This window comes from Phenylobacterium sp. LjRoot97, assembly GCF_964254345.1.
GTDB lineage: Bacteria > Pseudomonadota > Alphaproteobacteria > Caulobacterales > Caulobacteraceae > Phenylobacterium.
The window spans coordinates 380,723-402,457 of sequence record NZ_CAXUTH020000001.1 but is presented as its reverse complement, the minus strand read 5'-3'; the positions used below and the strand labels follow the sequence as shown (position 1 = coordinate 402,457).

At 68.8% G+C, this 21,735-nt stretch carries 20 protein-coding genes; 5 read left to right on the top strand and 15 right to left on the bottom strand.

Annotation, left to right across the window (positions count from 1 at the left end; all coding sequences use genetic code 11):
• Positions 1 to 32: 32 nt before the first annotated feature.
• Complete coding sequence (locus ACSQ2H_RS01955; protein ID WP_436059795.1) at positions 33 to 887, bottom strand: SDR family NAD(P)-dependent oxidoreductase; 855 nt, start codon at positions 885 to 887, stop codon at positions 33 to 35.
• A gap of 24 nt (positions 888 to 911) precedes the next feature.
• The gene (gene pgi / locus ACSQ2H_RS01950; RefSeq protein ID WP_436059794.1) at positions 912 to 2,528 is read right to left on the bottom strand and encodes a glucose-6-phosphate isomerase; all 1,617 of its coding nucleotides are present in this window, start codon (positions 2,526 to 2,528) and stop codon (positions 912 to 914) included.
• A gap of 98 nt (positions 2,529 to 2,626) precedes the next feature.
• Here pgi and ACSQ2H_RS01945 point away from each other — a divergent pair, with 98 nt between their 5' ends.
• Positions 2,627 to 3,064: a hypothetical protein gene (locus ACSQ2H_RS01945; protein ID WP_436059793.1), complete on the top strand. Its 438-nt coding sequence runs from the start codon at positions 2,627 to 2,629 to the stop codon at positions 3,062 to 3,064.
• A gap of 4 nt (positions 3,065 to 3,068) precedes the next feature.
• On the opposite strand, the gene ACSQ2H_RS01940 is transcribed toward ACSQ2H_RS01945, so the two are convergent.
• The 3 genes from ACSQ2H_RS01940 to ACSQ2H_RS01930 all read right to left on the bottom strand — a co-directional run bounded on the left by ACSQ2H_RS01940 (position 3,069) and on the right by ACSQ2H_RS01930 (position 6,198).
• Complete coding sequence (locus tag ACSQ2H_RS01940; RefSeq protein WP_436059792.1) at positions 3,069 to 3,677, bottom strand: thioredoxin family protein; 609 nt, start codon at positions 3,675 to 3,677, stop codon at positions 3,069 to 3,071.
• A gap of 17 nt (positions 3,678 to 3,694) precedes the next feature.
• A complete protein-coding gene (locus tag ACSQ2H_RS01935) occupies positions 3,695 to 5,827 on the bottom strand; it encodes a protein-disulfide reductase DsbD family protein (protein WP_436059791.1) in 2,133 nt (710 codons plus the stop codon).
• 80 nt (positions 5,828 to 5,907) lie between these two features.
• Positions 5,908 to 6,198, bottom strand: a complete 291-nt coding sequence (locus tag ACSQ2H_RS01930) for a hypothetical protein (protein ID WP_436059790.1) — start codon at positions 6,196 to 6,198, stop codon at positions 5,908 to 5,910.
• A 103-nt stretch (positions 6,199 to 6,301) separates the two neighbouring features.
• On the opposite strand from ACSQ2H_RS01930, the gene ACSQ2H_RS01925 reads away from it, so the two are divergent.
• Positions 6,302 to 6,694: an acyl dehydratase gene (locus ACSQ2H_RS01925; RefSeq protein WP_436059789.1), complete on the top strand. Its 393-nt coding sequence runs from the start codon at positions 6,302 to 6,304 to the stop codon at positions 6,692 to 6,694.
• A 60-nt stretch (positions 6,695 to 6,754) separates the two neighbouring features.
• Here ACSQ2H_RS01925 and ACSQ2H_RS01920 read toward each other — a convergent pair whose 3' ends face one another.
• Positions 6,755 to 7,558 carry a SapC family protein gene (locus tag ACSQ2H_RS01920; protein ID WP_436059788.1) on the bottom strand — a complete coding sequence of 268 codons (804 nt, stop codon included), beginning with the start codon at positions 7,556 to 7,558 and terminating at the stop codon, positions 6,755 to 6,757.
• Positions 7,559 to 7,770: 212 nt separating this feature from the next.
• On the opposite strand from ACSQ2H_RS01920, the gene ACSQ2H_RS01915 reads away from it, so the two are divergent.
• Both ACSQ2H_RS01915 and ACSQ2H_RS01910 read left to right on the top strand, forming a co-directional pair.
• The gene (locus tag ACSQ2H_RS01915; RefSeq protein ID WP_436059787.1) at positions 7,771 to 8,652 is read left to right on the top strand and encodes a MaoC/PaaZ C-terminal domain-containing protein; all 882 of its coding nucleotides are present in this window, start codon (positions 7,771 to 7,773) and stop codon (positions 8,650 to 8,652) included.
• 154 nt (positions 8,653 to 8,806) lie between these two features.
• Positions 8,807 to 9,604: an acid phosphatase gene (locus ACSQ2H_RS01910; RefSeq protein WP_436059786.1), complete on the top strand. Its 798-nt coding sequence runs from the start codon at positions 8,807 to 8,809 to the stop codon at positions 9,602 to 9,604.
• Here the strand turns inward: ACSQ2H_RS01910 and ACSQ2H_RS01905 are convergent.
• From ACSQ2H_RS01905 to ACSQ2H_RS01885, 5 genes are all read right to left on the bottom strand, one after another.
• The gene (locus tag ACSQ2H_RS01905) at positions 9,601 to 10,137 is read right to left on the bottom strand and encodes a GNAT family N-acetyltransferase (protein ID WP_436059785.1); all 537 of its coding nucleotides are present in this window, start codon (positions 10,135 to 10,137) and stop codon (positions 9,601 to 9,603) included. The genes ACSQ2H_RS01910 and ACSQ2H_RS01905 overlap by 4 nt on opposite strands.
• Positions 10,134 to 10,661, bottom strand: coding sequence for a GNAT family N-acetyltransferase (locus ACSQ2H_RS01900; protein ID WP_436059784.1), 528 nt, complete (start codon positions 10,659 to 10,661; stop codon positions 10,134 to 10,136). Before ACSQ2H_RS01900 ends, ACSQ2H_RS01905 begins: the two co-directional genes overlap by 4 nt.
• A 34-nt stretch (positions 10,662 to 10,695) precedes the next feature.
• A complete protein-coding gene (gene aguB, locus ACSQ2H_RS01895) occupies positions 10,696 to 11,571 on the bottom strand; it encodes an N-carbamoylputrescine amidase (protein WP_436059783.1) in 876 nt (291 codons plus the stop codon).
• Complete coding sequence (locus tag ACSQ2H_RS01890; protein WP_436059782.1) at positions 11,571 to 12,581, bottom strand: agmatine deiminase family protein; 1,011 nt, start codon at positions 12,579 to 12,581, stop codon at positions 11,571 to 11,573. Before ACSQ2H_RS01890 ends, aguB begins: the two co-directional genes overlap by 1 nt.
• 123 nt (positions 12,582 to 12,704) lie before the next feature.
• The gene (locus ACSQ2H_RS01885; RefSeq protein ID WP_436059781.1) at positions 12,705 to 16,010 is read right to left on the bottom strand and encodes a carboxypeptidase regulatory-like domain-containing protein; all 3,306 of its coding nucleotides are present in this window, start codon (positions 16,008 to 16,010) and stop codon (positions 12,705 to 12,707) included.
• A 219-nt stretch (positions 16,011 to 16,229) separates the two neighbouring features.
• On the opposite strand from ACSQ2H_RS01885, the gene ACSQ2H_RS01880 reads away from it, so the two are divergent.
• Positions 16,230 to 17,786, top strand: coding sequence for an ArnT family glycosyltransferase (locus tag ACSQ2H_RS01880; RefSeq protein ID WP_436059780.1), 1,557 nt, complete (start codon positions 16,230 to 16,232; stop codon positions 17,784 to 17,786).
• Here ACSQ2H_RS01880 and msrA read toward each other — a convergent pair.
• The 4 genes from msrA to ACSQ2H_RS01860 form a co-directional block, all read right to left on the bottom strand.
• A complete protein-coding gene (gene msrA, locus ACSQ2H_RS01875) occupies positions 17,755 to 18,339 on the bottom strand; it encodes a peptide-methionine (S)-S-oxide reductase MsrA (protein ID WP_436059779.1) in 585 nt (194 codons plus the stop codon). The two genes, ACSQ2H_RS01880 and msrA, sit on opposite strands and share 32 nt — an antisense overlap.
• Positions 18,340 to 18,412: 73 nt before the next feature.
• Positions 18,413 to 19,054, bottom strand: coding sequence for a 3-oxoacid CoA-transferase subunit B (locus ACSQ2H_RS01870; protein WP_436059778.1), 642 nt, complete (start codon positions 19,052 to 19,054; stop codon positions 18,413 to 18,415).
• Position 19,055: 1 nt separating this feature from the next.
• Positions 19,056 to 19,775 carry a CoA transferase subunit A gene (locus tag ACSQ2H_RS01865; protein ID WP_436059777.1) on the bottom strand — a complete coding sequence of 240 codons (720 nt, stop codon included), beginning with the start codon at positions 19,773 to 19,775 and terminating at the stop codon, positions 19,056 to 19,058.
• A gap of 72 nt (positions 19,776 to 19,847) precedes the next feature.
• Positions 19,848 to 21,674, bottom strand: coding sequence for a monovalent cation:proton antiporter-2 (CPA2) family protein (locus tag ACSQ2H_RS01860; RefSeq protein WP_436059776.1), 1,827 nt, complete (start codon positions 21,672 to 21,674; stop codon positions 19,848 to 19,850).
• Between the last annotated feature and the right edge of the window lie 61 nt (positions 21,675 to 21,735).

Below are 21,735 nucleotides of genomic sequence, written 5' to 3'. Positions count from 1 at the left end.
TCGAAAGCCCCGGAAGGCGCCCTTGATGCGGACTAGCCGAGCGTGGGGGTGGCGTACTCCAGGCCGTCCAGCGCCGGACTGGCGTCGGCGGCGTCGAAGCCGGCCATGATCCGGGCGAAACGGCCCTGCACCAGGCCGCGCATGTCCGGATGGGTGAAGATGTAGCGCTCGTCGTTCTGGACGGCCTCAAGCACCCGGCGACCGACGAACTCCGGATCGATGCCGTTGTCGACGTTGGACTGACCGACCACCGGATTGTTGGGGACAGGCCCGCCATACTGCGCCTGCCGCGTGCGGGCCGACTGGTTGATCTTGGTCTTCACGAAGCCGGGGCAGAGCACGGCGACGTTGATGTTCTCGGGCGCCAGCTGGCCGGCCCAGCCCTCGGACATGCCGACCACGGCGTACTTGGTGGCGGTGTAGGGCTCCATGCCCGGCACCGAGATCATCCCGGCCATCGAGGCGGTGTTGACGAAGCAGCCGCCCTCCCCGTGCGCGCGGACATGCGGCAGGAAAGCCTCCATGCCGTAGACCACGCCCATCAGGTTGACCGCGACGATCCAATCCCAGTCGGCGGGCTTCACCTCGCCGATCGGGCCGCCGGCGCCGACCCCGGCGTTGTTGCAGACCACATGCACCTTGCCGAAGGCGTCCACCGTCGCCTGGGCCGCGGCGACCACCGCGGCGCGGTCGCCGACGTCGCAGATGACGCTGCCGGTGCGCACCTGGCGGGCTTCGAGATCGGCGACGGCGGCCTTCAGCGGCGCCTCCTCGATGTCGGCCAGCATGACGTTCATCCCGGCGCCGCCGAAGGCGTGGGCCATGGCCAGGCCAAGGCCGCTGGCCCCGCCGGTGATAAAGGCGGTCTTTCCAGTCAGGTCACGCATACGGGCCTCCCCTCGTTTTGTTTCTTAGGCCTTGAGCCGGCTCACCAGCCGCTCGGTGGACGGATCATGCGCGCCGCGCGCGCCGCCTTCCAGTTCGCCGAGGATGCGGGTGGCCAGCGTCTTGCCCAGCTCCACGCCCCACTGGTCGAAGCTGTTGATCCGCCAGAGCACGCCTTCGACGAAGGTCTTGTGCTCGTAGAGCGCGATCAGCGCGCCGAGCGCCCGCGGCGTCAGACGGTCCAGCAGGATGAAGCTGGAGGGCCGGTTCCCGTGGAAGGTCTTCTGCGGCGCCAGCACGTCGATGGCGGCCGGGGCCATGCCCTGGGCGGCCAGTTCGGTGCGGACCTCGCTTTCCGGCTTGCCGACCATCAGCGCCTCTGCCTGGGCGACGGCGTTGGCCAGCAGCTTGGTCTGGTTCGACGGCTCTCCCTCGCTCGCCCGGGCGACGGCGATGATGTCCAGCGGGATGATGTCCGTCCCCTGGTGCATCAGCTGGAAGAAGGCGTGCTGGACGTTGGTGCCGGCGTCCCCGAACACCGCCGCGGCGGTGGCGCGGGCGACCGGCTTGCCGTCGATCCCGGCCTGTTTGCCGTTGGATTCCATCTCCAGCTGCTGGAGGAAGTTGGGCAGCAGCCGCAGGCGCTGGGCGTAGGGCACGACGGCTCGGATCGAGCGGCCAAGGCCGTTGCGGTTGAAGATGTGGGCCAGGGCCAGCAGCACCGGCGCGTTGGCCTCCAGCGGCGCGCTGCGGAAGTGGTCGTCCATAGACCGCGCGCCGGCCAGTAGCTCCTCGAACGCGTCGGGGCCGAGCGCGATGACGCACGACAGCCCGACCGCCGACCACACCGAGTAGCGGCCGCCGACCCAGTCGCGGAAGCCGAAGATCTGGTCGGCCGGGACGCCGAAGGCCTGGGCCACGGCGGGCGCGGCCGAGACGGCGAGCAGGTGGGCGTCGCCGGCCTGACCGAGCGCCGCGCGCAGCCAGGCGCGGGCGACCGTGGCGTTGGCGATGGTCTCCTGGGTGGTGAAGGTCTTGGAGACGACGACGACCAGGGTGCGGGCCGGGTCGAGCCCGTCGAGCGCCAGGGCCATGTCGGCCGGATCGACATTGGCCGCGAAGCGCAGCTCGATCTGCGGCGAAAGCGGCCGCAGCGCTTCCCAGACCAGGCGCGGGCCGAAGTCGGAGCCGCCGATGCCGATGTGAACGATGGCGCTGAAGGGCCGGCCGGTCGCGCCGCGCTTCTCGCCCGAGCGGACGGCGCGGGCGATGGCGGCCATCGCCTCGCGGGTGGCGTCGACCTCGGCCGAGACCGCCTCGCCCTTGGCTGCGAAGGCCGCCCCCTTGGCCGCGCGCAGCGCCATGTGCAGGGCGGCCCGATCCTCGGAGGGATTCACCGCCTCGCCGGCGAACTGGCGATCGCGCGCCGCCTCGATCCCGCCGGCGTGGGCCAGCGCGAGCGCGGCGTCGGCCTCGACCAGCGACCAGGGCTGCTTGGAGAGGTCGAGCAGCAGTTCCGGCGTCTCGACGCTGAGGCGGTCCAGGCGATCGGGTTCGGCTTTGAACAGGTCGGCGATGCGACGCTCGCGGGCGGTCTGGGCGGCGGTTTCCAGCGTGGTCCAGGCGGCGGCGAGGTCGGTCATGCGGTACCCTTCTTGAGATGGTAGCGGGGCGTTTACGGTATCGCCGTTAGCAAAAGGCGCCCGGCCTGTCTTGGGCGATTCGAGGAAGGTCCCGCCCGATGTCCTGCAGCGCCGCCGCCATGCTTTCGGCTCTCTGGCTCGCCGCCGCCCCGGCTGGAGCCGGCGCCGCCGCGACGCCGCCGCCGGCGGCCGCCATCGAGCCTTTGTTCGCCGACATCGTGCAGCGGGCCGGCGCGCTGAAGGCCGAGGTCGAGGCGTTCAAGGGCACCAGCGCCCCGATCGGCGCGGGGTTCAAGACCAAGGTCGGCGAGCTAGCCGCGCTCGACATGCAGGCCCACCGGATCCTCGCCGAGCGCAATCTGGACGGCGACCTGAAGTGCATCCTGCGCGGCATCTCCGAGGACCTGCCGCTGAAGCTCAAGGCGCTCGAGGAGGCCAAGAGCGGCGCGGACCGCGACATGGCGATCGCCGACATGGGCTATCTGCTCAACGACAATGTCGAGGTGATCACCGCGCCGCCGCAGGCGCCGGTCTAGGCGGCTATTCCGAGTACTTGATCGTGCAGCCGTAGGGCTTGCTGACCGCCGTCGACACTGCGCGGCCGGCCTTGATGTCCGACAACGCCGCCGTCACGTAGTTCTTGGCGCCCTTGAGGCTGGCCGGATCGGCGGTCGGCTTGTCGTCGATGCCGCCCATGTAGGCGAGCTTGCCGGTCTTATCGACGATGTACATGTGCGGCGTGGTCTTGGCCTCGTAGGCGCGGCCGACCTGACCGGAGGGGTCGAGCAGCAGGGCCGTCGAGCCGGCGCTGTTGGTCGCCTTCCAGCCCTTGGCCTGCGCGCCCTCGACATAGCCCTGCTTGCCGGGCGCCGACGAGATCAGGGTCAGCCAGACGACGCCGTCCTTGGCCGCGCCCTTCTGCAGGCCCTGCATGTTCCCGGACTTGTAGTGCTTCTGGACGTAGGGGCAGCCGTCGTTGGTCCATTCCATGACCACGGTCTTGCCCTTGAACTCGGCCAGCGAGCGGGTCTTGCCGGCGGCGTCCTTGACGGTGAAGGCCGGGGCGGCCTGACCGACGACCGGCGCGGCGTAGGCGGCCGGCGCCGCCAGGGCGATGGCGGCGGCGAAGAGAATCGAACGGCTGAGCATGGGCGCCTCCTGGGGGGTCAGCGGCCTTGCGCGTCCTTCAGAGCCCGGACGACGAGGCCTTCGGTGAGGATCTGCGGCAGGATAACGCCGTCGCCGCCCTTGGCGCCATACACGAGGTAGAGCGGAACCCCGGCGCGCCCGTGTTTGGCGAGTTCGGCCTCGATCTCTGCATCTTTTCGTGTCCAGTCCGCCTTCAGGTAGACAGCGCCGGTGTCCTTGAAGGCGTCGGCGACCGACTGGCTGGTCAGGGCGACGCGTTCGTTGACCTGGCAGGTCACGCACCAGGCGGCGGTGAAGTTGACGAACACCGGCTTGCCGGCCGCCTGGGCGGCGGCGAGCTTCTCGGGCGAATAGGCTTCGTAGGGAACGTCGGCCTTGCCGCCGCCGCCGGACGCAGCGACCGCGGAGCCCGGCTCGCCGTAGTTCGGCCAGACCGCCGCCAGCGCCGCGACCAGCGCCAGCACCCCGCCGACGGCCGCGGGCGCGATCACCGAAGCGCCATTGGCGTGGCGGCGCTGGGCGACGCCCAGCAGCCAGGCGCCCAGCGCCAGCACGATCGCGGCCATGAAGATCCGCGCCAGGGCGGTGTCGCCGGCCTGCAGGGTCAGCACCCAGACCAGCCAGGCCGCCGCGCCATACATCGGGAAGGCCAGCAGCTTCTTGAAGCCGTCCATCCAGGGCCCCGGCTTGGGCAGGCGCGACAACAGGCCGGGGATGAAGGCCGCCAGCGCGAACGGCGCGGCGAAACCGAGACCCAGCGCCAGGAACACGGTCAGCGCCGCCGGCGCGCTCTGGGTCAGGGCCCAGCCCAGCGCCGGGGCCATGAACGGGGCGGTGCAGGGCGCAGCGACCACCACAGCCAGTGCGCCCGTGAAGAAGGCGCCGGCCAGGCCGCGTTTGCCGGCCAGTCCCGTGCCGACGCCCTGCAGCGAGGATCCGACCTCGAACACGCCCGACAGGTTCAGCGCTACGGCCAGCATCAGCAGGGCCAGGCCGGCCACCACCGGCGGCGACTGCAGCTGGAAGCCCCAGCCGACCGCGGCGCCGCCCGCGCGCACGGCGATCAGCGCCAGGGCCAGGGCCAGGAAAGTCGCCAGCACGCCGACCAGGAAGGCCAACCCCTGCCCCTGGGCGGCGCGGCGCTCATGGGCGTGGCCGGCCAGCGAGGCCGCCTTCATCGCCAGGATCGGGAAGACGCAGGGCATCAGGTTGAGGATCAGCCCTCCGAGAAAGGCGAAGGCGGCGGCCAGCGGCAGACCGAGCGAACCGGACGCGCCGCCGCTGGCCTTGGCGGGCGGGCCGAGGCCGGCGGCGCCGGCCGGCAGCGCGCCCTCGGCGGCCGAGATCTCGTAGGACTTTCCGCCGACGGTCAGCACCCCAGTCATGGCGCTTGGGGTCTGCGGCTGCTGGAAGGCGTAGCCGGGCGTCAGCGCCAGGGTCAGGCCGTCGGGACCGCGCTCGATGGCCTGCGGCTTGGCGTGGTCGATGACCGTGGAGTCGAAGGGGAAAAAGTAGGCGTCGGAGAGGTCCATGCCCTTCAGGGCCTCGCCGGTGATCGCCAGGGCCAGCATCGGCCCCTGCTTGGCGAAGGCGGCGTTGAGGCCCGCCGGGGCGGGCGCATTGGCGAGCGCCTTGGCGATCGGGCCGCTCCACTCGGGGTTCGGCTCGGCCAGGCCTTCGGCGACGGGCAGCGACAGGGTCAGCTCGGCGTCCTCGGGGACGCAGATCTCCTCGCAGACGAGGAACGAGGCATGGGCCTTGAGGGTGACGGTCTCGCCCGGCTTGGCGGTCGCCGGCGCGGTGATCGGCACCGGCAGCAGCACCTCGTCCTTGTAGCCGTAGTTCATCAGCGGCCCGGTCGGCTGGCGCGTCGGCGCCGGCCAGACGATCTCGCCGGCGGTCCAGCCGCCCGGCAGGGTCCAGGCGATGCGCGTCGCCTCGCCGCTGTCGCCGGAATTGCGCCAGTAGGTGTGCCAGCCCTTGTCGATCTTCTGGCGCAGGGCGACGTAGGTGGTCGCGCCCGGGGCGATCGACTGATCGCGGGCCACAAGCTCGGCGACCAAGTGGCCGGTGTCCACCGGCTGGGCCGCCGCAGGAAGCGCCCAGACGAGGGTGAAAGCCGCCAGGAGCTTCGCAAGAAGGCGCGTCATCCGGTCATCCCGTTCAGGTACGTCCCGCTATATGGCCCGCCAAGGCGCGCGCGCAAAGCGACGCTGACGTCGCGACCGGCCTATTCGGCCAGGGCCAGCCAGCGGCGCGGCCATTTCCAGCCGAGCGGCCGCACTTCGCCGGGTTTCAGGGCCAGCGTCTTGACCGTGCGCGGGGCCAGCGGACCGATGACATGGACCGGCTCCAGCCCCTTCACCGGACTGGTCGCGACGCCGCCGATCAGCATGGCCCGGTCGATGGCGGTCCACTCGGCCTTGTTGCGGTCCTCGTGGGCGACCGCGAAGAAGTGGCGCACGGGCGCAGGCTCCCCCGCCAGTTCGATCATCACTCCGATCAGCCACCCGCTCGACATCACCGCCTCATAGGCCCGCCCGGGCCATCACAAAAGCTCGACTTGTCATCGTCAGGCGCGATGATCGGCGAATCAGCGTTTTCCCGGAACTGGAGTGCGTACCGTGCCCGCGTCATTTGATGACATCGAAATGGGTCAGGTGGTTTCGTTGGGAGAGATCCCGGTCGAGCCTGCCGCGCTCGAAGCCTTCATCGCCGCCTTCGCGCCGGGCTGGCCGACCGAACGCGGCGCGCCGGACGCCATGGTCTATGCGCTGTGGTGCCGGCTGGACGCCGCCTCGGCCCTGGAGTGGCCGCAGACCAAACGCCTCGGCGTCGACGCCCTGCGCTGGGCGCGCAACCCGCCGGCCGGCGAGATCCTGCGCGGCCGCATGACGGTGATGGGCAAGGACCCGGTCGGCGACGGCAAGGGCATCATCATCGCGCAGCACGACCTGCTCGACGAAGACGGGCGGCTGGTCTTCTCCTGCCTGACCCGCAGCGTCTTCGCCCGATAGGCCAAACGAAAACGGCGGGCCTCGCGGCCCGCCGTTCTGATGTTCAGCCTTGCCTGCGCCTTAGGCGTTGGCGGGGACCGGAACCTGCGGCGCACGGGCCATGGCCAGCGCGATCAGGCGATCCCAACCGGCCAGCGACACCAGATGGGCGTAGATCTGGGCCAGGGCGCCGTTGTCGCGCAGCTCGATGAACTTGTCGTGCGGCAGGGCGTTCAGCTTCTCTTCCGAGACGCCGAAGTATTCAGCGATGGTCTGCTGCGGGCCGGCGCTGCCGTCCGGATTGGTCGGGGTGAAGAGCGCCTTCTTGGTCTCGAACAGGTCCAGGCCCTTCAGCAGCTCGACGAAGCTCTGGGTGCGCTGGCGCTCCATCTCGTAGTCGTTGCAGAAGTTGATGCAGTTCTGCGTGTACTCGGTCGGCTTGCCGTCGGCGTCGAAGAACAGCATGTCGGCTTCGGCCTTATCGACGATGAACTCGGCCGAACGGTCGATGCAGAGCACCATCTGGCCGGCGTTGTTGTCGGTGGCGAAGACGAACGGATAGCGGCGGATGTAGGCCGGGACGTAGACGCCCGGCTCGAACAGGCCGTTGTCCTGCAGGAACATGTTCTGGCCGAGGTTCAGGCCCATGACCGCCAGCGGAATCTTGTCGTCGCCGACGAAGATGATCGGGCCGCAGAGCGACGAGACGCCGAACTCGGTGACCGTCAGCGGAACCGCATGACCTTCTTTGGCGAAGGTGAACGGGCCCGGCAGGCTCTTCACGCCCAGGCCGCTGTGCAGGTCGATGGAGAGCGGCTCCGGCGTCGAATAGAAAAGCACGTTGCCGGTGATCTGACCCATGCCGGTCGGGGTTTCGTTCGCCATGAAATACCTTCGATGATCCTGGGCGATGATGGGGTTGCGCGAGCGGGCGGTTGTTTTGGCTTGGTGCGCCGTCTCGGGCGAAGTCGCCGCTTCTACCTGATCGGACAGGCGCCCGCAAACCTGCACGCAGGCCGCTTGCCTCCGCCGGGCCGAACCGCTTCAATTCGCCTCATTCGATAAGGCCGCCAAGGCCACATACCGGAGGATATATTTTGCCGATCTTTTATCCCGACATTCTCGACCAGAAGACTGCGCCGCGGACTTTCTCCTACGGCGACAAAGACGTGATGCTCTACGCCCTGGGCGTCGGCATGGGCCGCGACCAGATGAACGAGACGGAGCTGGCCTTCGTCTACGAAAAGAACCTCAAGGTGATTCCGACCGCCGCCACCGTGCTGGCCGCCAGCATGCGCGGCGCAGCGGGCCCGGCTCCGGAGATGCCGGCCGGCCACCGCCCCAGCCAGATCAACTTCCTGATGGTCGTGCATGGCGAGCAGAAGGTCGAACTGCACAAGCCGCTGAGCGCCACGGGCACCTACACCGCCCAGGGCCGCACCGTCGGCGCCTATGACAAGGGCCCGGGCAAGGGCGCGGTGATCCTCAACGAAACCGTCTGGACGGACGACAAGGGCGAAAAGGTCGCCACCCTGACCAGCTCCACCTTCGCCCGCGGCGACGGCGGCTTCGGCGGCCCGTCGGAAGGCGCGCCCGAACCGCACGTGGTGCCGACCCGCGCGCCGGACATCTCGGTCGACTTCGACACCCGCGACGACCAGGCCCTGCTCTATCGGCTGAACGGCGACCGCAACCCGCTGCACTCCGATCCGGACGTCGCCAAGAAGGCCGGCTTCGACAAGCCGATCCTGCACGGCCTGTGCACCTACGGCATCACCTGCCGCGCGATCCTGCAGGAAGTCGTGAACTTCGATCCCGACCAGATCTACTCGCACCAGGCCCGCTTCTCGGCCCCGGTGATCCCCGGCGACACCATCACCGTGGACATCTGGAAGGACGGCAAGAACATCTCGTTCGAAGCCCGGGTTAAGGCCCGCAACGCCACCGTCATCAAGAACGGCCTGACGGTCCTGCGGTAGGGATTTCCTCCCCCATTGATGGGGGAGGGGGACCGGCGAAGCCGGTGGAGGGGGCGAGACTGGCTCTAAGCTAGCGGCTCAGCCCCCTCCCCCCCCTTCGGGCGGCCCCCCTCCCCCGCTTCGCAGGGGAGGAAAATATCGCTAGAGGGTCGCCATGACCCGTAGCTTCAGCATTGTCGCCGGCCTGGCCCTGGCCGCCGGCCTCGCGGCCTGCGCCGCCACCAAGACCGCCGACGCGCCGCCCGTGGACGAGAGCCTGGCCGCGCCGCTCAATCCGCTGCCCACCGACCTGACCGGCTATCTCGCCGAGGGCGACCTCAATGGCGCGGCCCTGCTCGGACCGCCGCCGGCGCCGCAGAGCCTGACCGGCCAGGCCGACCGCGCCCGCTACGAAGAGACCCGCGCCCTGGCAGGTTCGCCGCGCTGGAAGCAGGCAATCGTCGAGAACGACCTGTGGGGCGGCGGGGCGCTGAAGCAGTACGCCTGCAAGCTGGGCGTCTCGATCGACGAGAAGCAGACCCCGACCGCGCTGAAGATCATGCACCGCGTCGAACTCGACGTGCGCACGATCGGCAAGCCGGCCAAGGACCACTATGACCGCCCGCGCCCGATGATCGGCGACGACAAGCCGATCTGCATCCCGCGCGAGGACTGGATGAAGACCAACGCCTCCTACCCCTCCGGGCACTCGATGACGGGCTGGGCCTGGGCGCTGATCCTGGCCGAGCTGGCCCCGGCCAAGGCCGACGACATGCTGGGCGTCGGCAAGCAGATCGGCGAGAGCCGAATCATCTGCGGCGTGCACTACGCCAGCGACATCGAGGCCGGCCGCACCCTGGCCAGCGCCATGGTCGCGCGGCTGCACGGCGATCCGCAGTTCCAGGCCGACATGAAGAAGGCCCGCGGCGAGATCGCCCGCGCCAAGACCGCGCCGGGTGGCTGCGCCGCCTAGGGTCGCAGCGCCCGATAGAGGACGGTCGGACGCATCGGATCGTCCTCGGCATGCCCGGGGCCGGGAAAGTCGCTCAGCTCCGCGTCGTAAGCCATGCCGAGCCGCTCCATCACCCCGCGCGAGCGCAGGTTGATCGCCGCGGTGATGGCGTCGATCTCGGGCAGGTCCAGGCGGGTGAAGCCGTCCTGCAGCACCGCGGCGGCGGCCTCGGTCGCATAGCCGTGGCCCCAGGCCTGCCGGCTCAGCCGCCATCCCATGTCGATGAACGGCGGGACCGGCAGCTCCTCGAACGACGGCATCAGACCGCAGGAACCGACGAAGGCGCCGTCCGACCGCCGCTCGATCGCATAGCGGCCCATGCCGAGCCGGGCGAAGGCGTCGTGGGCGCGCTGCATGTAGGCGCGGGCGCGTTCGCGGGTCAGCACCCCGCCCAGCCAGCGCATGACCTCCGGATCGCGGGACATCGCCGCGAACGGCTCCAGGTCCTCCTCGCGCCACTGGCGCAGGACCAGACGCTCGGTCTCGAGCCTCACCGGCGGGCCACGTAGACGACGTGACGGTTCAGCGGATGGTCCGCCGCCAGGTTGGGATGATCAAAGTCGCGGGCCGGATCGGCGACCATGCCGATCTTCCGCATCACGCCCTGCGAGGCCAGGTTGGTGTCGGCGGTGAAGGCGAGGAACTCGTCCTGGTCGAGGTTGGCGAACGCCCAGTCGAGCACTGCCCGGGCCGCCTCGCTGGCGTAACCCTGCCCCCACGCCGCCGGAATGAGCCGCCATTCGATCTCGGTCGCTGGGCTCACCGGCAGGGCCTCGTTGACGCAGGCCAGGCCGGTCATGCCGATGAGCCGGCCGTCGGATTTGCGCTCCACCGCCCAAGGCCCCCAGCCATGCTCGGCGATCTGGGCGTTGAACCGGTCGAGCAGCGCGTCGCTGCCGGCGCGGTCGAGCGTTCCGCCCAGCCACGCGCCGACCTGCGGATCGCCGTTCAGGGCGGCGAAATCGGCTCGGTCCTCTTCGCGGTAGGCGCGAAGGATCAGGCGCTCGGTCTGGATCATGCGCCCGAGGTTACATGATCCAGACGCGGCGTCGCTAGACGGGGCGCGGACCGGCCAGGGCGCCGTAGAGATCGGTGCGGCGGTCGCGGAAGAAGCCCCAGGCGGCGCGGTGGGTGGCCAGGAAATCCAGATCGAAGGTCGCCTGGACGATGCCCTCCTCCGACCCCAGCTCGGAAACCAGGTCGCCGCGATGGTCGGCGATGAAGGACGAGCCGTAGAAGGCCTGGCCGCCGGTCGGATAGCCGTCCCAGGGCTCGAAGCCGATGCGGTTGGCGCCGACCACGGGGATGACGTTGGAGACCGCATGCCCCTGCATGGCGCGCCGCCACGGCAGGGCGGTGTCCAGGGTCGGGTCGTGCGGCTCGGACCCGATGGCGGTCGGATAGAGCAGGATCTCGGCGCCCAGCAGGGCCATGGCGCGGGCGCACTCGGGGTACCATTGGTCCCAGCAGATGCCGACGCCGATCTTGCCGAAGCGGGTGTCCCAGACCTTGAAGCCGGTGTCGCCCGGTCGGAAGTAGTACTTCTCCTGGTAGCCGGGGCCGTCCGGGATGTGGCTCTTGCGGTAGACGCCCATCAGCGAGCCGTCGGCGTCGATCATCACCAGGCTGTTGAAGTAGTGCGGGCCTTCGCGCTCGAAGATCGAGACCGGGATCACGACGCCGAGCTCCGCCGCCAGCGGAGCCAGCTCGGTGACACAGGGATGCTCGCGCCACGGGTAGGCGCCCGCGAACCAGTGCTCTTCCTGGGTGACGCAGAAGTACGGGCCCTGGAACAGCTCCGACGGCAGGATCACCTGGGCGCCCTTGGCGGCCGCCTCACGGATGAAGGCCTTGGTCTTCTCGATGTTGGCCGCCATGTCCATGCCGTAGGAGGTCTGGATCGCGGCGACGTTGATCGTGCGGGCCATCAGGCGGGCTCCTGCTGAGTGATGCAGTGGAAGGATCCGCCGCCCGTGAGGACGGCGGTGGACGGCAGGCCGATGACCTTGCGGTCGGGGAACACGCTTTCCAGCGCCTGCAGCGCCAGGTCGGCGGCCTGGCCCTCGCCGTAGGTCGGCATGATCACCGCGCCGTTGGCGATGATGAAGTTCATGTGGCTGGCCGGCGCGGCCTTGCCCTCGACGCCCTCGATCCAGCCGGGCGAAGGAACCCGCACGACCTTCAGCTTGCGGCCCTCGGCGTCGGTGGCCTCGGCCAGGCGCCGCGCGGCGTCGTCATAGGCCTCGAGGTTCACGTCGCCGCGACCGAAGCCGATCGGGCAGACCGCCACGCCGGGCGCGACGAAGCGGGCGAGATTGTCGACGTGGCCGTCGGTATGGTCGTTGGCCAGACCCTCGCCCAGCCAGATGGTCTTGGTCGCGCCGAACGCCTGGGCGAACGCCGCCTCCGCGGCAGCCTGCGTCCAGCCGGCGTTGCGATTGGGATTGAGCACGCACTGGCCGGTGGTCAGCACCGTGCCGGCGCCGTCGTGGTCGACCGCGCCGCCCTCCAGGATGAAGTCGTGCTGGTTCAGCGTCACGCCCGACGCGGCGGCGATCTGGCCGGCGACCTCGTCGTCGTGCGGGAAGTCGTACTTGCCGCCCCAGCCGTTGAAGCGGAAGCCCTGGGCGACGTCGGCGCCGCCCTTCTTGGCGAAGATCGGCCCGGTGTCGCGCAGCCAGACGTCGCCGAAGCGGCCGGGCACGATCTCGATTCCGGCGACGTCGCCGAGCATCCGGCGGGCGGCGGCCTCGCCCTCGTCGCTGCCGGTCATCAGGCGCACGCGTTCCCCGCCCGGGCCGGCCAGGGCGCGGGCCAGCGCGGCGACCTCCTGCTGAGCGTCGGCGAGGTATTCCTCCCAGAGGCCCTCGTCATGGCTGGGGAAGCCCAGCCACATGGCGCGGTGCGGAGCCCATTCGGCGGGAACGAGAACGGTCATGGCTGCCTTCATCTAGTGAACGCGCGCAGATGGGCGGGCGCGGCCCCCCCGTCAAGCGTCGCATAGAAAAAGGGCGGCCCGTCGCCGAGCCGCCCCTTCCGATCTGGCTCTAAGCCCGAAGCCTTAGAACTTGTACTTCGCGCCGATCTTGATCTGCCACAGCGAGTTCTCGCTGCGCAGGAACGGCTTCACCGGCTGCTGGAAGGCGCCGCCGACGCCCGTGCCCGAGTAGGTGTAGGTCGCGCCCGGAGCCGCGCAGGCGCCGGCAGCGCCCGCTCCGCACTGGACATTCACCACCGGCACGCCGCGGTAGAAGTCGTACTGCTCGACGATGCCCCACTCGTCGTTGAGCAGGTTCCCGAGGTTCTCGATGTCCATGTAGACCTCGAGCTTGGCGCCGTTCGGGAAGAACGCCGGCAGTTCCTGGCTGATGCGCAGGTCGACCGTGGTCACGTCCGGATTGTTGTAGGCGTTCCGCGGCACGATCTTGCCCGCGTAGCCGATCAGGCCCGACTGCTGCAGGAAAGCGTTGAACGCCGCCACGTCGAAGCCGGCCGCGTAGTTGACGCGCGGGTCCGAGGTCGCGGTGACCTGGCCGCCCGCCGCCGCCGGCACATAGAGCAGGGCGTTCGACGAGGCCTGGCGACCCGAGAAGCTCGAAACCGAGTTGCCGAAGTCGTTGTCAAAGCCGCTCGTGGCGCTGTTCGCGAAGGTGTAGCTGAACGGCAGACCCGTGCGGCTTTGCGCGAACATGCGGATCGAGGTCTGGTTGTCGCCGAAGAACTTGCGGGCGTACGAAACGTCGAACGCAAAGCGCTCGCGGATCTCGTAGTCCGAGCGCGCCGCCGGCGGGTTCTGGACGTCCGACGAGGCGAACCGGGTGTAGCTCGACTGAGCGATCGAGCTGGTCATCGGGTTGGCGTCGGTCGAGTCGGTGTGGGTGTAGATGAACTTGCCGCCCAGACCTTCCAGGAAGCCTTCGTTCCACTCCTTGGCGATGGTGATCGCGTAGGATTCCGAGCCGCCCTTGTCGGTGTTGGCCAGCATCAGGTCGTACGAGTTGCCGGTGGTGTCGCCGATCGTGTTGCGACCGTAGACCGGGCGACCGTCCGGCGCGGTGCCGATCTGCTTGGCCCGCAGGTCTGTCCAGTACAGCGCGTTCTGGTTCGACATCCGCACGTAGTCGGCCTGGACCAGCCAGCCGTCGCCGAAGCGGCCGAGGTCGAACTCGTAGCCGACCGACAGATTGCCCTTCCAGGTCACGGGGATCTGGAACGACGGGCTGACGACGTTGGTATTGCCGCCGCGCGGGACAAAGACGCAGCCGTTGGGGGCTTTGGTGATATCGACGTTAGTCAGGTTGGCGCCGGTGCAACTGGCGTTGACCTGGTTGACGCCGTTGTTCGAGAAGGCGTTCGACACCCAGACGTTCAGGCCGGTCGACGAGAAGCCACCAAAGCCGCCGGAGACGCGCAGACGATCGGTCGGAGACCAGTTGAACGACGCCCGCGGCAGCACGACGAACTTGCCGTCGAGGTTCTGCTGGTTGGAGAAGCCGTTCCGCGACTCGAACGCCGAGTTGTAGGTCGGCATGTCGTCCATCGAGTACGAGTCGATTCGGAAGCCGGCCAGGACGTCGAGGTTCGGCAGGATCTGGATGCGATCTTCGGCGTAGGCGCTGGTCAGGCGATAACCGAAGGTGGCCGCGCCGAGACGGGCGGTGCCGAGGGTCGCCGGAACCGTGCCGCCGTTCGGATCTACGCCGCCGGTCAGGGTGAAGCCTGACGCGATCTTGTTCAGGTAGTTGGCGTAGCTCGAGAAGGTGTAGCTGCCGAGCGAGTTGGCGACGAACACGTTGAACATGTCGACTTGCTCGCTGCGCACGCCGGCCATGAAGTCATGGATGCCGTAGTGGTAGCGGGCGATCGCCTCGACCGTGTCGACCTTCACGTTCAGATAGTTGTCGTGACGGTTGATGTCGGCGCCGTAGCGGAACTGGGCGTTGCCCGCGCCCGGCAGGACGCCCGGCATGTCGTTCACGGTGACGTCGACCTGGCCGACGCTCAGGCCGCCGAGCGGCAGCTGCTGGGTGTCGGTTTCCTTGCGCGAGACGCGCAGCTCGGTGGAGAAAGCGTCCGTCCACTGCGAGTTCAGCTGGGCGGTATAGACCGTCAGCTCCTCGATCTTGTTGTAGTCGTTGGTCTCCAGGCCGATCCGCGGCTGGGTGACGCTGTTGCCCTGGGCGAAGGTCGAGGTGACCGAGCCGTTCAGCGAATTGCCCGACGTGCTCTGCCAGGTGAACTCGGCGCGGTGGTTGTCGGCGATGTTCCAGTCGATCTTGACGAGCTTCTTCTCGTCCTCGACCGGGAAGGCGCCGGACAGGAAGTTGCCGGGGTCGTAGCCATAGATGCGCTGAGTGTCGGCCTGGAACTGGTCGACCGCGCCCGTCGTGATGCGCGGAATGATCACCGAGGCGCCGGAGCCGACCGGCCCCTCGTCGAAGCCCAGTTCGCCGTCGAATTTTTCGTAGGCCGCGAAGAAGAACAGCCTGTCCTTGATGATCGGACCGCCGAGCGAGAAGCCCCAGGTCTTTTCCTCGAAGGCCGAGCCGGCCGGCTTGCCGCGGATGGTGTCGCCCTGGAAGTCGCGACCGGTCTTCTCACCCCAAAGCGAGCCCGAGAAATCGTTGCCGCCCGACTTCAGCACGGCGTTGATCTGGCCGCCGGTGAAGCCGTTGTTGATCGGGCTGTAGGGCGCGATCGAGACATTGACCGCGCCGACCGCGTCCAGCGGGAAGGGCGAACGCTGCGTCGGATAGCCGTTGCCGTTCAGGCCGAAGTCGTCGTTCTGGCGGACGCCGTTGACGGTCAGCTGGTTGAAGCGGGTGTTGGTGCCCGCGAAGGACAGCGCGTCCTGGTTCGAGACGTCGATGGTCGCGAACGGGTCGAGACGGGCGAAGTCCTTGATGTCGCGGCTGATCGACGGCAGCGATTCGATCGCCGCGGCCGAGAAGTTCGTCGACGGGCCGCCCTGGCTCGGCGCGGCCAGCGCGCCGGTCACCACCAGCTCTTCGACCGCCGCGGAGCCCGCGCGGAACATGTCGAGCTGGACGTTCGCCGGGTCGCCGACGCCGATGCTCTGCAGAGTCGCCTGGCTGCGTTCGAAATCCGTCGCAGTGGCGACGATGCGGTACGGACCGCCGACCCGCAGGCCCCGCGCCGAGAAGTAACCGTCGGCGCCGGTGACCGAGGTCGAGGTGGCGCCGGTCGGGACGTGAGTCACCGTAACCGTCGCGCCGGCCACGCCCGCGCCGTTTTCGTCCGTAATCTGACCACGCACCGAGCCAGTGGTTTCCTGCGCGTACACCGCGCTGGACATGGCGCACACGAGCGCGGTCAGCGCCGCGCCGCCGGCGAGCCTATTCATCATTCGCATTGAGATCCCCTAATCATCGGGAATGGGATGAACGCAGGGTCCAGGCCCCCCACTCCTGGTGGTCCCTATAGCCGGGAAAATTCGCCCGTGGGTGACGGAATCGTGACGGCTTGGTCACTTGACGTGACGGACGCCAAATAACCCGGCGCCTGTCGCTTTACAGACACGCCGGGCCGCGCAAATTTCCGCCCATTCGCGACCCATGAGGCGACCTTGGCCAGCAACCCACTGTCAGCGCACGGAATCGAACGCCATTGGCGGGCGGTGCTGATGATCACCCTGGCGCTGACCGCCGTGCGCATGGTCGCGCTGTTCGCCACCCCGCTGGAACTCTATCCCGACGAAGCCCAGTACTGGCTTTGGTCGCGCACCCTCGACTGGGGCTACTATTCCAAACCACCGATGGTGGCGTGGCTGATCTGGGCGACGACCTCGATCGGCGGCGACGCCGAGCCCTGGGTCCGGTTCTCAGCGCCGCTGCTGCACGCTGTGACCACCTTCTGCGTGTTCGCGATCGGCCGGCGGCTCTACGATTCGACCACCGGCTTCGCCGCCGCGGTGCTCTATCTGCTGATGCCGGCGGTGCAGTTGTCCTCGCTGGTCGCCGCCACCGACGCCCCGCTGCTGATGTTCCTGGCCATGGCGCTGCTGGCCTATGTCGAGATGCCCGCCGGCGACACGCGCCGCCGGCTGTGGCTGGCCGCCGGCTTCGGCGCGGCGCTGGGCCTGGCGTTCCTCTCCAAGTACGCAGCGGTGTACGGACTGATCGGCCTGGCCCTGCACCTGGCGTTGTCGCCCGACGCCCGCCGGATCTGGACTCTGACCTCGGCGCTCGCGGCCCTCGCCGCGCTGCTGGCGATCCTGGCCCCCAACCTGATTTGGAACGCGGCGCACGGCTTCTCGACCGTCCAACACACCGCAGCGAACGCCAACTGGAGCGGACACCAGCTATTCAACCTCACCGAGCTCGGCGACTTCCTGGCCTCGCAGTTCGGGGTGTTCGGGCCGATCCCATTCGCGGTGCTGCTGGGCGGCGCAGCGGTGCTGGCCTTCCGCCGCCGACTGCAGCCGGCCGACGTGCTGCTGCTGTGCTTCGCGCTGCCGGCCATCCTGATCGTCACCGGCCAGGCGTTCATCAGCCGCGCCAACGCCAACTGGTCGGGGGCCGGCTACGTTCCCGGCGTGATCGTGGTCGCCGCCTGGCTGCTGCGCTGGCGCGCCCGCGGGTGGCTGATCGCGGCGCTGGCGCTGCAGGGTGCGGTGGCGGCGGTGTTCCTGGCCTGCGTGCTCAACACCGGCTTCGCCGACCGCGTGGGGCTGTCGAACGCGTTCAAGCGCGCCAAGGGCTGGGAGCAGATGACCGAGTCCATCGCCAACCGCGCCATGCGCGAGCCGCCCGGTACGCTGAGCGCCATCGCCGTCAACGACCGCTTCCTGTTCAACGCCGCCGCCTACTACGGCCGCGAGTACTTCGGCCAGAACGGCGAGCCGCCGCTGAAGATGTGGGTGCGCGAGGCGCATCCGCAGAACCAGGCCGAGACGGTCGCCCCGCTGGCTGCAGCCGAGGGCAAGCGGGTGCTGGCGGTCAGCCTGGAGCAGGTGTTCCTGGACGAGATGAAGGCCGACTTCCGCGCCACCTCGGACGAGGAGATCGTCAGCATCTGGCTGGACCGCAAACGCAAGCGCAAGGCCGAGCTGTTCATCGCCGAGGGCTTTGCGCCGGCCCCCCGCGATCCGATCACCGGTAAGCCGATCCCCAAACAGCCTTGAGCGCCCGATCGCGGCCGCAGCCGATGCTATAGGCCTCGTAGTTGACGGGATTCTTCTTGGCGTAGTCCTGGTGATAGGCCTCGGCCGGCCAGAACTTGCCGCCGGTCAAGATGCGGGTGGCGACCGGCTTGCCGAGGGTCTTGGCGACCTGCGCCTTCACCGCCTGGGCGGTTGCGGTCTCGGTGCTGTCCGCCACGAACACCGCGGTCGTGTAGGACGGCCCGCGGTCGCAGATCTGGCCGCCGGCGTCGGTCGGGTCGATGTGGTGGAAGAAGCCGTCGACCAGCTTGGCATAGCTGATCTTGGCCGGGTCGTAGGTGACCTTCACCGCTTCGAGATGACCGCGATGGTTCTGGTAGGTGGGGTTCGGCATGGCGCCGCCGGCATAGCCGGAGACGGCGCTGGTCACGCCGGGCAGACCCTCCATCGCCTTCTCGGTCGACCAGAAGCAGCCGCCGGCGAAGACGGCGGTCTTCAGGGCCGCGGCCTCGGAGACCTCGGCGAGCGAAAGGGTGGCGATCGCCGCCACCGCGGCGGCGCGAAACAGCTTCATCGCATTCCATCCTGGCGCGGCCGATGGGCCGCAGACAGTAGAAATACGCGCCGACCGCCCCGCCGGATGCGCCCTAGACCGCGACCTCGAAGGCCGCCTCGGTCTTGGCCTTCACTTCGTCGAGCGTGACGCCGGGCGCCAGCTCGATGAGCTTCACCGGGGTCTTGCCGCGGTTGATCTCGAACACGCCGAGTTCGGTGATCAGCAGGTCGACGACGCCGGCGCCGGTCAGCGGCAGGCTGCATTCCGTCAGCAGCTTAGGCGCGCCCGACTTCTCGCAGTGGTCCATGACCACGACGACGCGCTTGACGCCCGCCACCAGGTCCATGGCCCCGCCCATGCCCTTGACCATCTTGCCGGGCACCATCCAGTTGGCCAGGTCGCCGTTCGCCGCCACCTGCATGCCGCCCAGGATCGACAGGGCGATATGGCCGCCGCGGATCATCGCGAACGAGTCGGCGCTGGAGAAGTAGGACGAGCTCGGCAGCTCGGTGATGGTCTGCTTGCCGGCGTTGATCAGGTCGGCGTCTTCCTCGCCCTCATAGGGGAAGGGGCCCATGCCGAGCATGCCGTTCTCGCTCTGCAGCGTCACGTGCATGCCGTCGGGAATGTAGTTGGCGACCAGGGTCGGGATGCCGATGCCCAGGTTCACATAGAAGCCGTCGCGCAGTTCCTTGGCGGCGCGGGCGGCCATCTCGTCACGGGTCCAGGCCATCTTACGCGCTCGCCTTCTCTTCGCGGGGACGCGTGGTCACGCGCTCGATGCGCTTCTCGTAGACCGCGCCCTTGACGATGCGGTCGACGAAGATGCCGGGGGTGTGGATGTGGTCCTTGTCGATCGAGCCGATCGGCACGAGGTTCTCGACCTCGGCGACCGTGACCTTGCCGGCCGTGGCCATCATCGGATTGAAGTTCCGGGCGGTCTTTCGATAGACGAGGTTGCCCTCGGCGTCGCCGGTGTGGGCCTTGACGATCGAGAGGTCGGCGGTAAGGCCGCGCTCCATCACATAGGTCTCGCCGTCGAAGTCGCGGACTTCCTTGCCCTCGGCCACCAGGGTGCCGACGCCGGTCTTGGTGAAGAAGGCGGGGATGCCGGCGCCGCCGGCGCGGATGCGCTCGGCCAGGGTGCCCTGCGGATTGAATTCCAGCTCCAGCGCGCCCGACAGGTAGAGCTGCTCGAACAGCTTGTTCTCGCCGACATAGGACGAGATCATCTTCTTGATCTGGCCGCTCTCGAGCAGGACGCCGAGGCCGAAGCCGTCGATCCCGCAATTGTTGGACACCACCGTCAGGTTTTTGACGCCGGATTCCTCGATCGCGCCGATCAGGTTCTCGGGGATGCCGCAGAGGCCGAAGCCCCCGGCCATGATGGTCATGCCGTCAAAGAGCAGCCCGGCGAGGGCGTCCACGGCGTCGTTGCGGGTCTTTCCAGCCATGAGGCCCCTTTAAGCTGCCAGCGCGTCGTTGAGAACAGGGTCAGGTGAAAAAATTCATCAGATGGCGAAGAATTACTCAGCGAGGGCCTTGGGCGACTTCTTCAGCACGTCGGCCGCCTCCTGGTTGCCGGCCTCGCCCTCCTTGCGGGGACGGGAGAACGGCTCCGGCGTCGGGGTCTGCGTGTTGCCGCGCATCAGCCAGCGGCCCTCGGCGAGACCGCCGGCGACCTGCAGCTCCAGCCGCTCGGTGTCGCGGCGGCGGACGTCGCGGGTGATCTCGGCGGCCTCGACCTCGTCGACGCCCATTTCGATGAGGACGTTCTTGCCGAACGCCAGGGCGGACTCGAAGGTCTCGCGGATCTGGTAGTCGACGCCGGCCTTGATCAGCCGCAGCGAGTGGCCGCGGTCGAACGCCCGGACGAACAGCTTGGCCAGCGGGAACTCGGCCTTGACCAGCTCGACGATCTTGTCGGCGACCTCGGGCTTGTCGACGCAGACCAGGATCGCCTCGGCATTGGTCGCGCCCGAAGCGCGCAGCACGTCGAGCCGGGTGCCGTCACCGTAATAGACCTTGAAGCCGAAGGTGCCGGCGGCGCGGATCATCTCGACGTCGGTCTCGATCAGCGAGACCTCCATGCCGCGGGCCAGCAGCGGCTGGCTGACCACCTGGGCGAAGCGGCCGAAACCGATCATCAGCACGCGGCCTTCGAGGTTGGCGGCCAGCTCGACCCCGTCCATGGATTCCTTGGGCGGCGGCAGCACCCGGTTCAGCACGATCACCACCAGCGGGGTCAGCGCCATGGACATGATCACGATGGCGGTCATCGCCGCGCTGGTGCGCCCGTCCATGACCCCGGCGGCGACGGCCGCGGCATAGAGCACGAAGGCGAACTCCCCGCCTTGGGCGAACAGCGCCGCGCGCTGGATCGCCTCGGTGTTGCCGGCCTTGAACAGCCGCGCGACGCCGTAGATGCCGGCCGCCTTGACGATCATGAAGGCCAGGACGCCCAGCACGATCAGGCCCCACTCCGCGGCCACCACCGACAGGTCGAGCGACATGCCGACGCTGAGGAAGAACAGGCCCAGCAGGATGCCGCGGAACGGCTCGATGTCGGCCTCGAGCTGGAAGCGGAAGGTCGATTCCGACAGCAGCACCCCGGCCAGGAACGCGCCCATGGCCATCGACAGTCCGCCCCACTGCATGAACAGCGCGGTGCCCAGGACCACCAGCAGCGCGGCGGCGGTCATGATCTCGCGCGCGCCGGTGCGGGCCAGGATCTGGAAGAACGGGTTCAGCAGCCAGCGGCCGGCCGCGATCACCACGGCGATGCAGCCGAGGCCGATCAGCAGGCCGAGCCAGACCGGACGGCCGCTCTCGACCGCCCCGCCGCTCATCGAGCCGAGCACGACCACCAGCGCCAGCAGCGGCACCACGGCCAAATCTTCAAGCAGCAGGATCGAGACCGCGCGTTGGCCGGCCTCGGTCGAGGTCTCGCCGCGCTCGTCGAGCATTTTCATGATTACGGCGGTGGAGGAGAGCACGAAGCCGCTGGCCCCGATCACCGCCGCGGCCGGCGGCAACCCGCCAAGGATGGCGACGCCGGAGAGCAGCACGCAGCAGACCAGCACCTGGGCCGCGCCGAGACCGAAGATCTCGCCGCGCAGGCTCCACAGCTTGCTGGGCCGCATCTCCAGCCCGATCAGGAACAGGAACAGCACCACGCCGAGCTCGGCGACGTGCAGGATCGCTTCAGGATCGGCGAACAGCTTGAGCCCGAACGGACCGATCACCAGGCCGGCGGCCAGGTAGCCGAGCACCGATCCCAGCCCCAGCTTGCGGAACAGGGGCACGGCCACGACGCCGGCCGCCAGCAAGGCGACAGCGTGCCCAAGATTCATCCCCGCAGCTTCTGCCGCCATCGACGCTCCAATACGCTTCGCCGCCCCTCCGAGCGGGGAG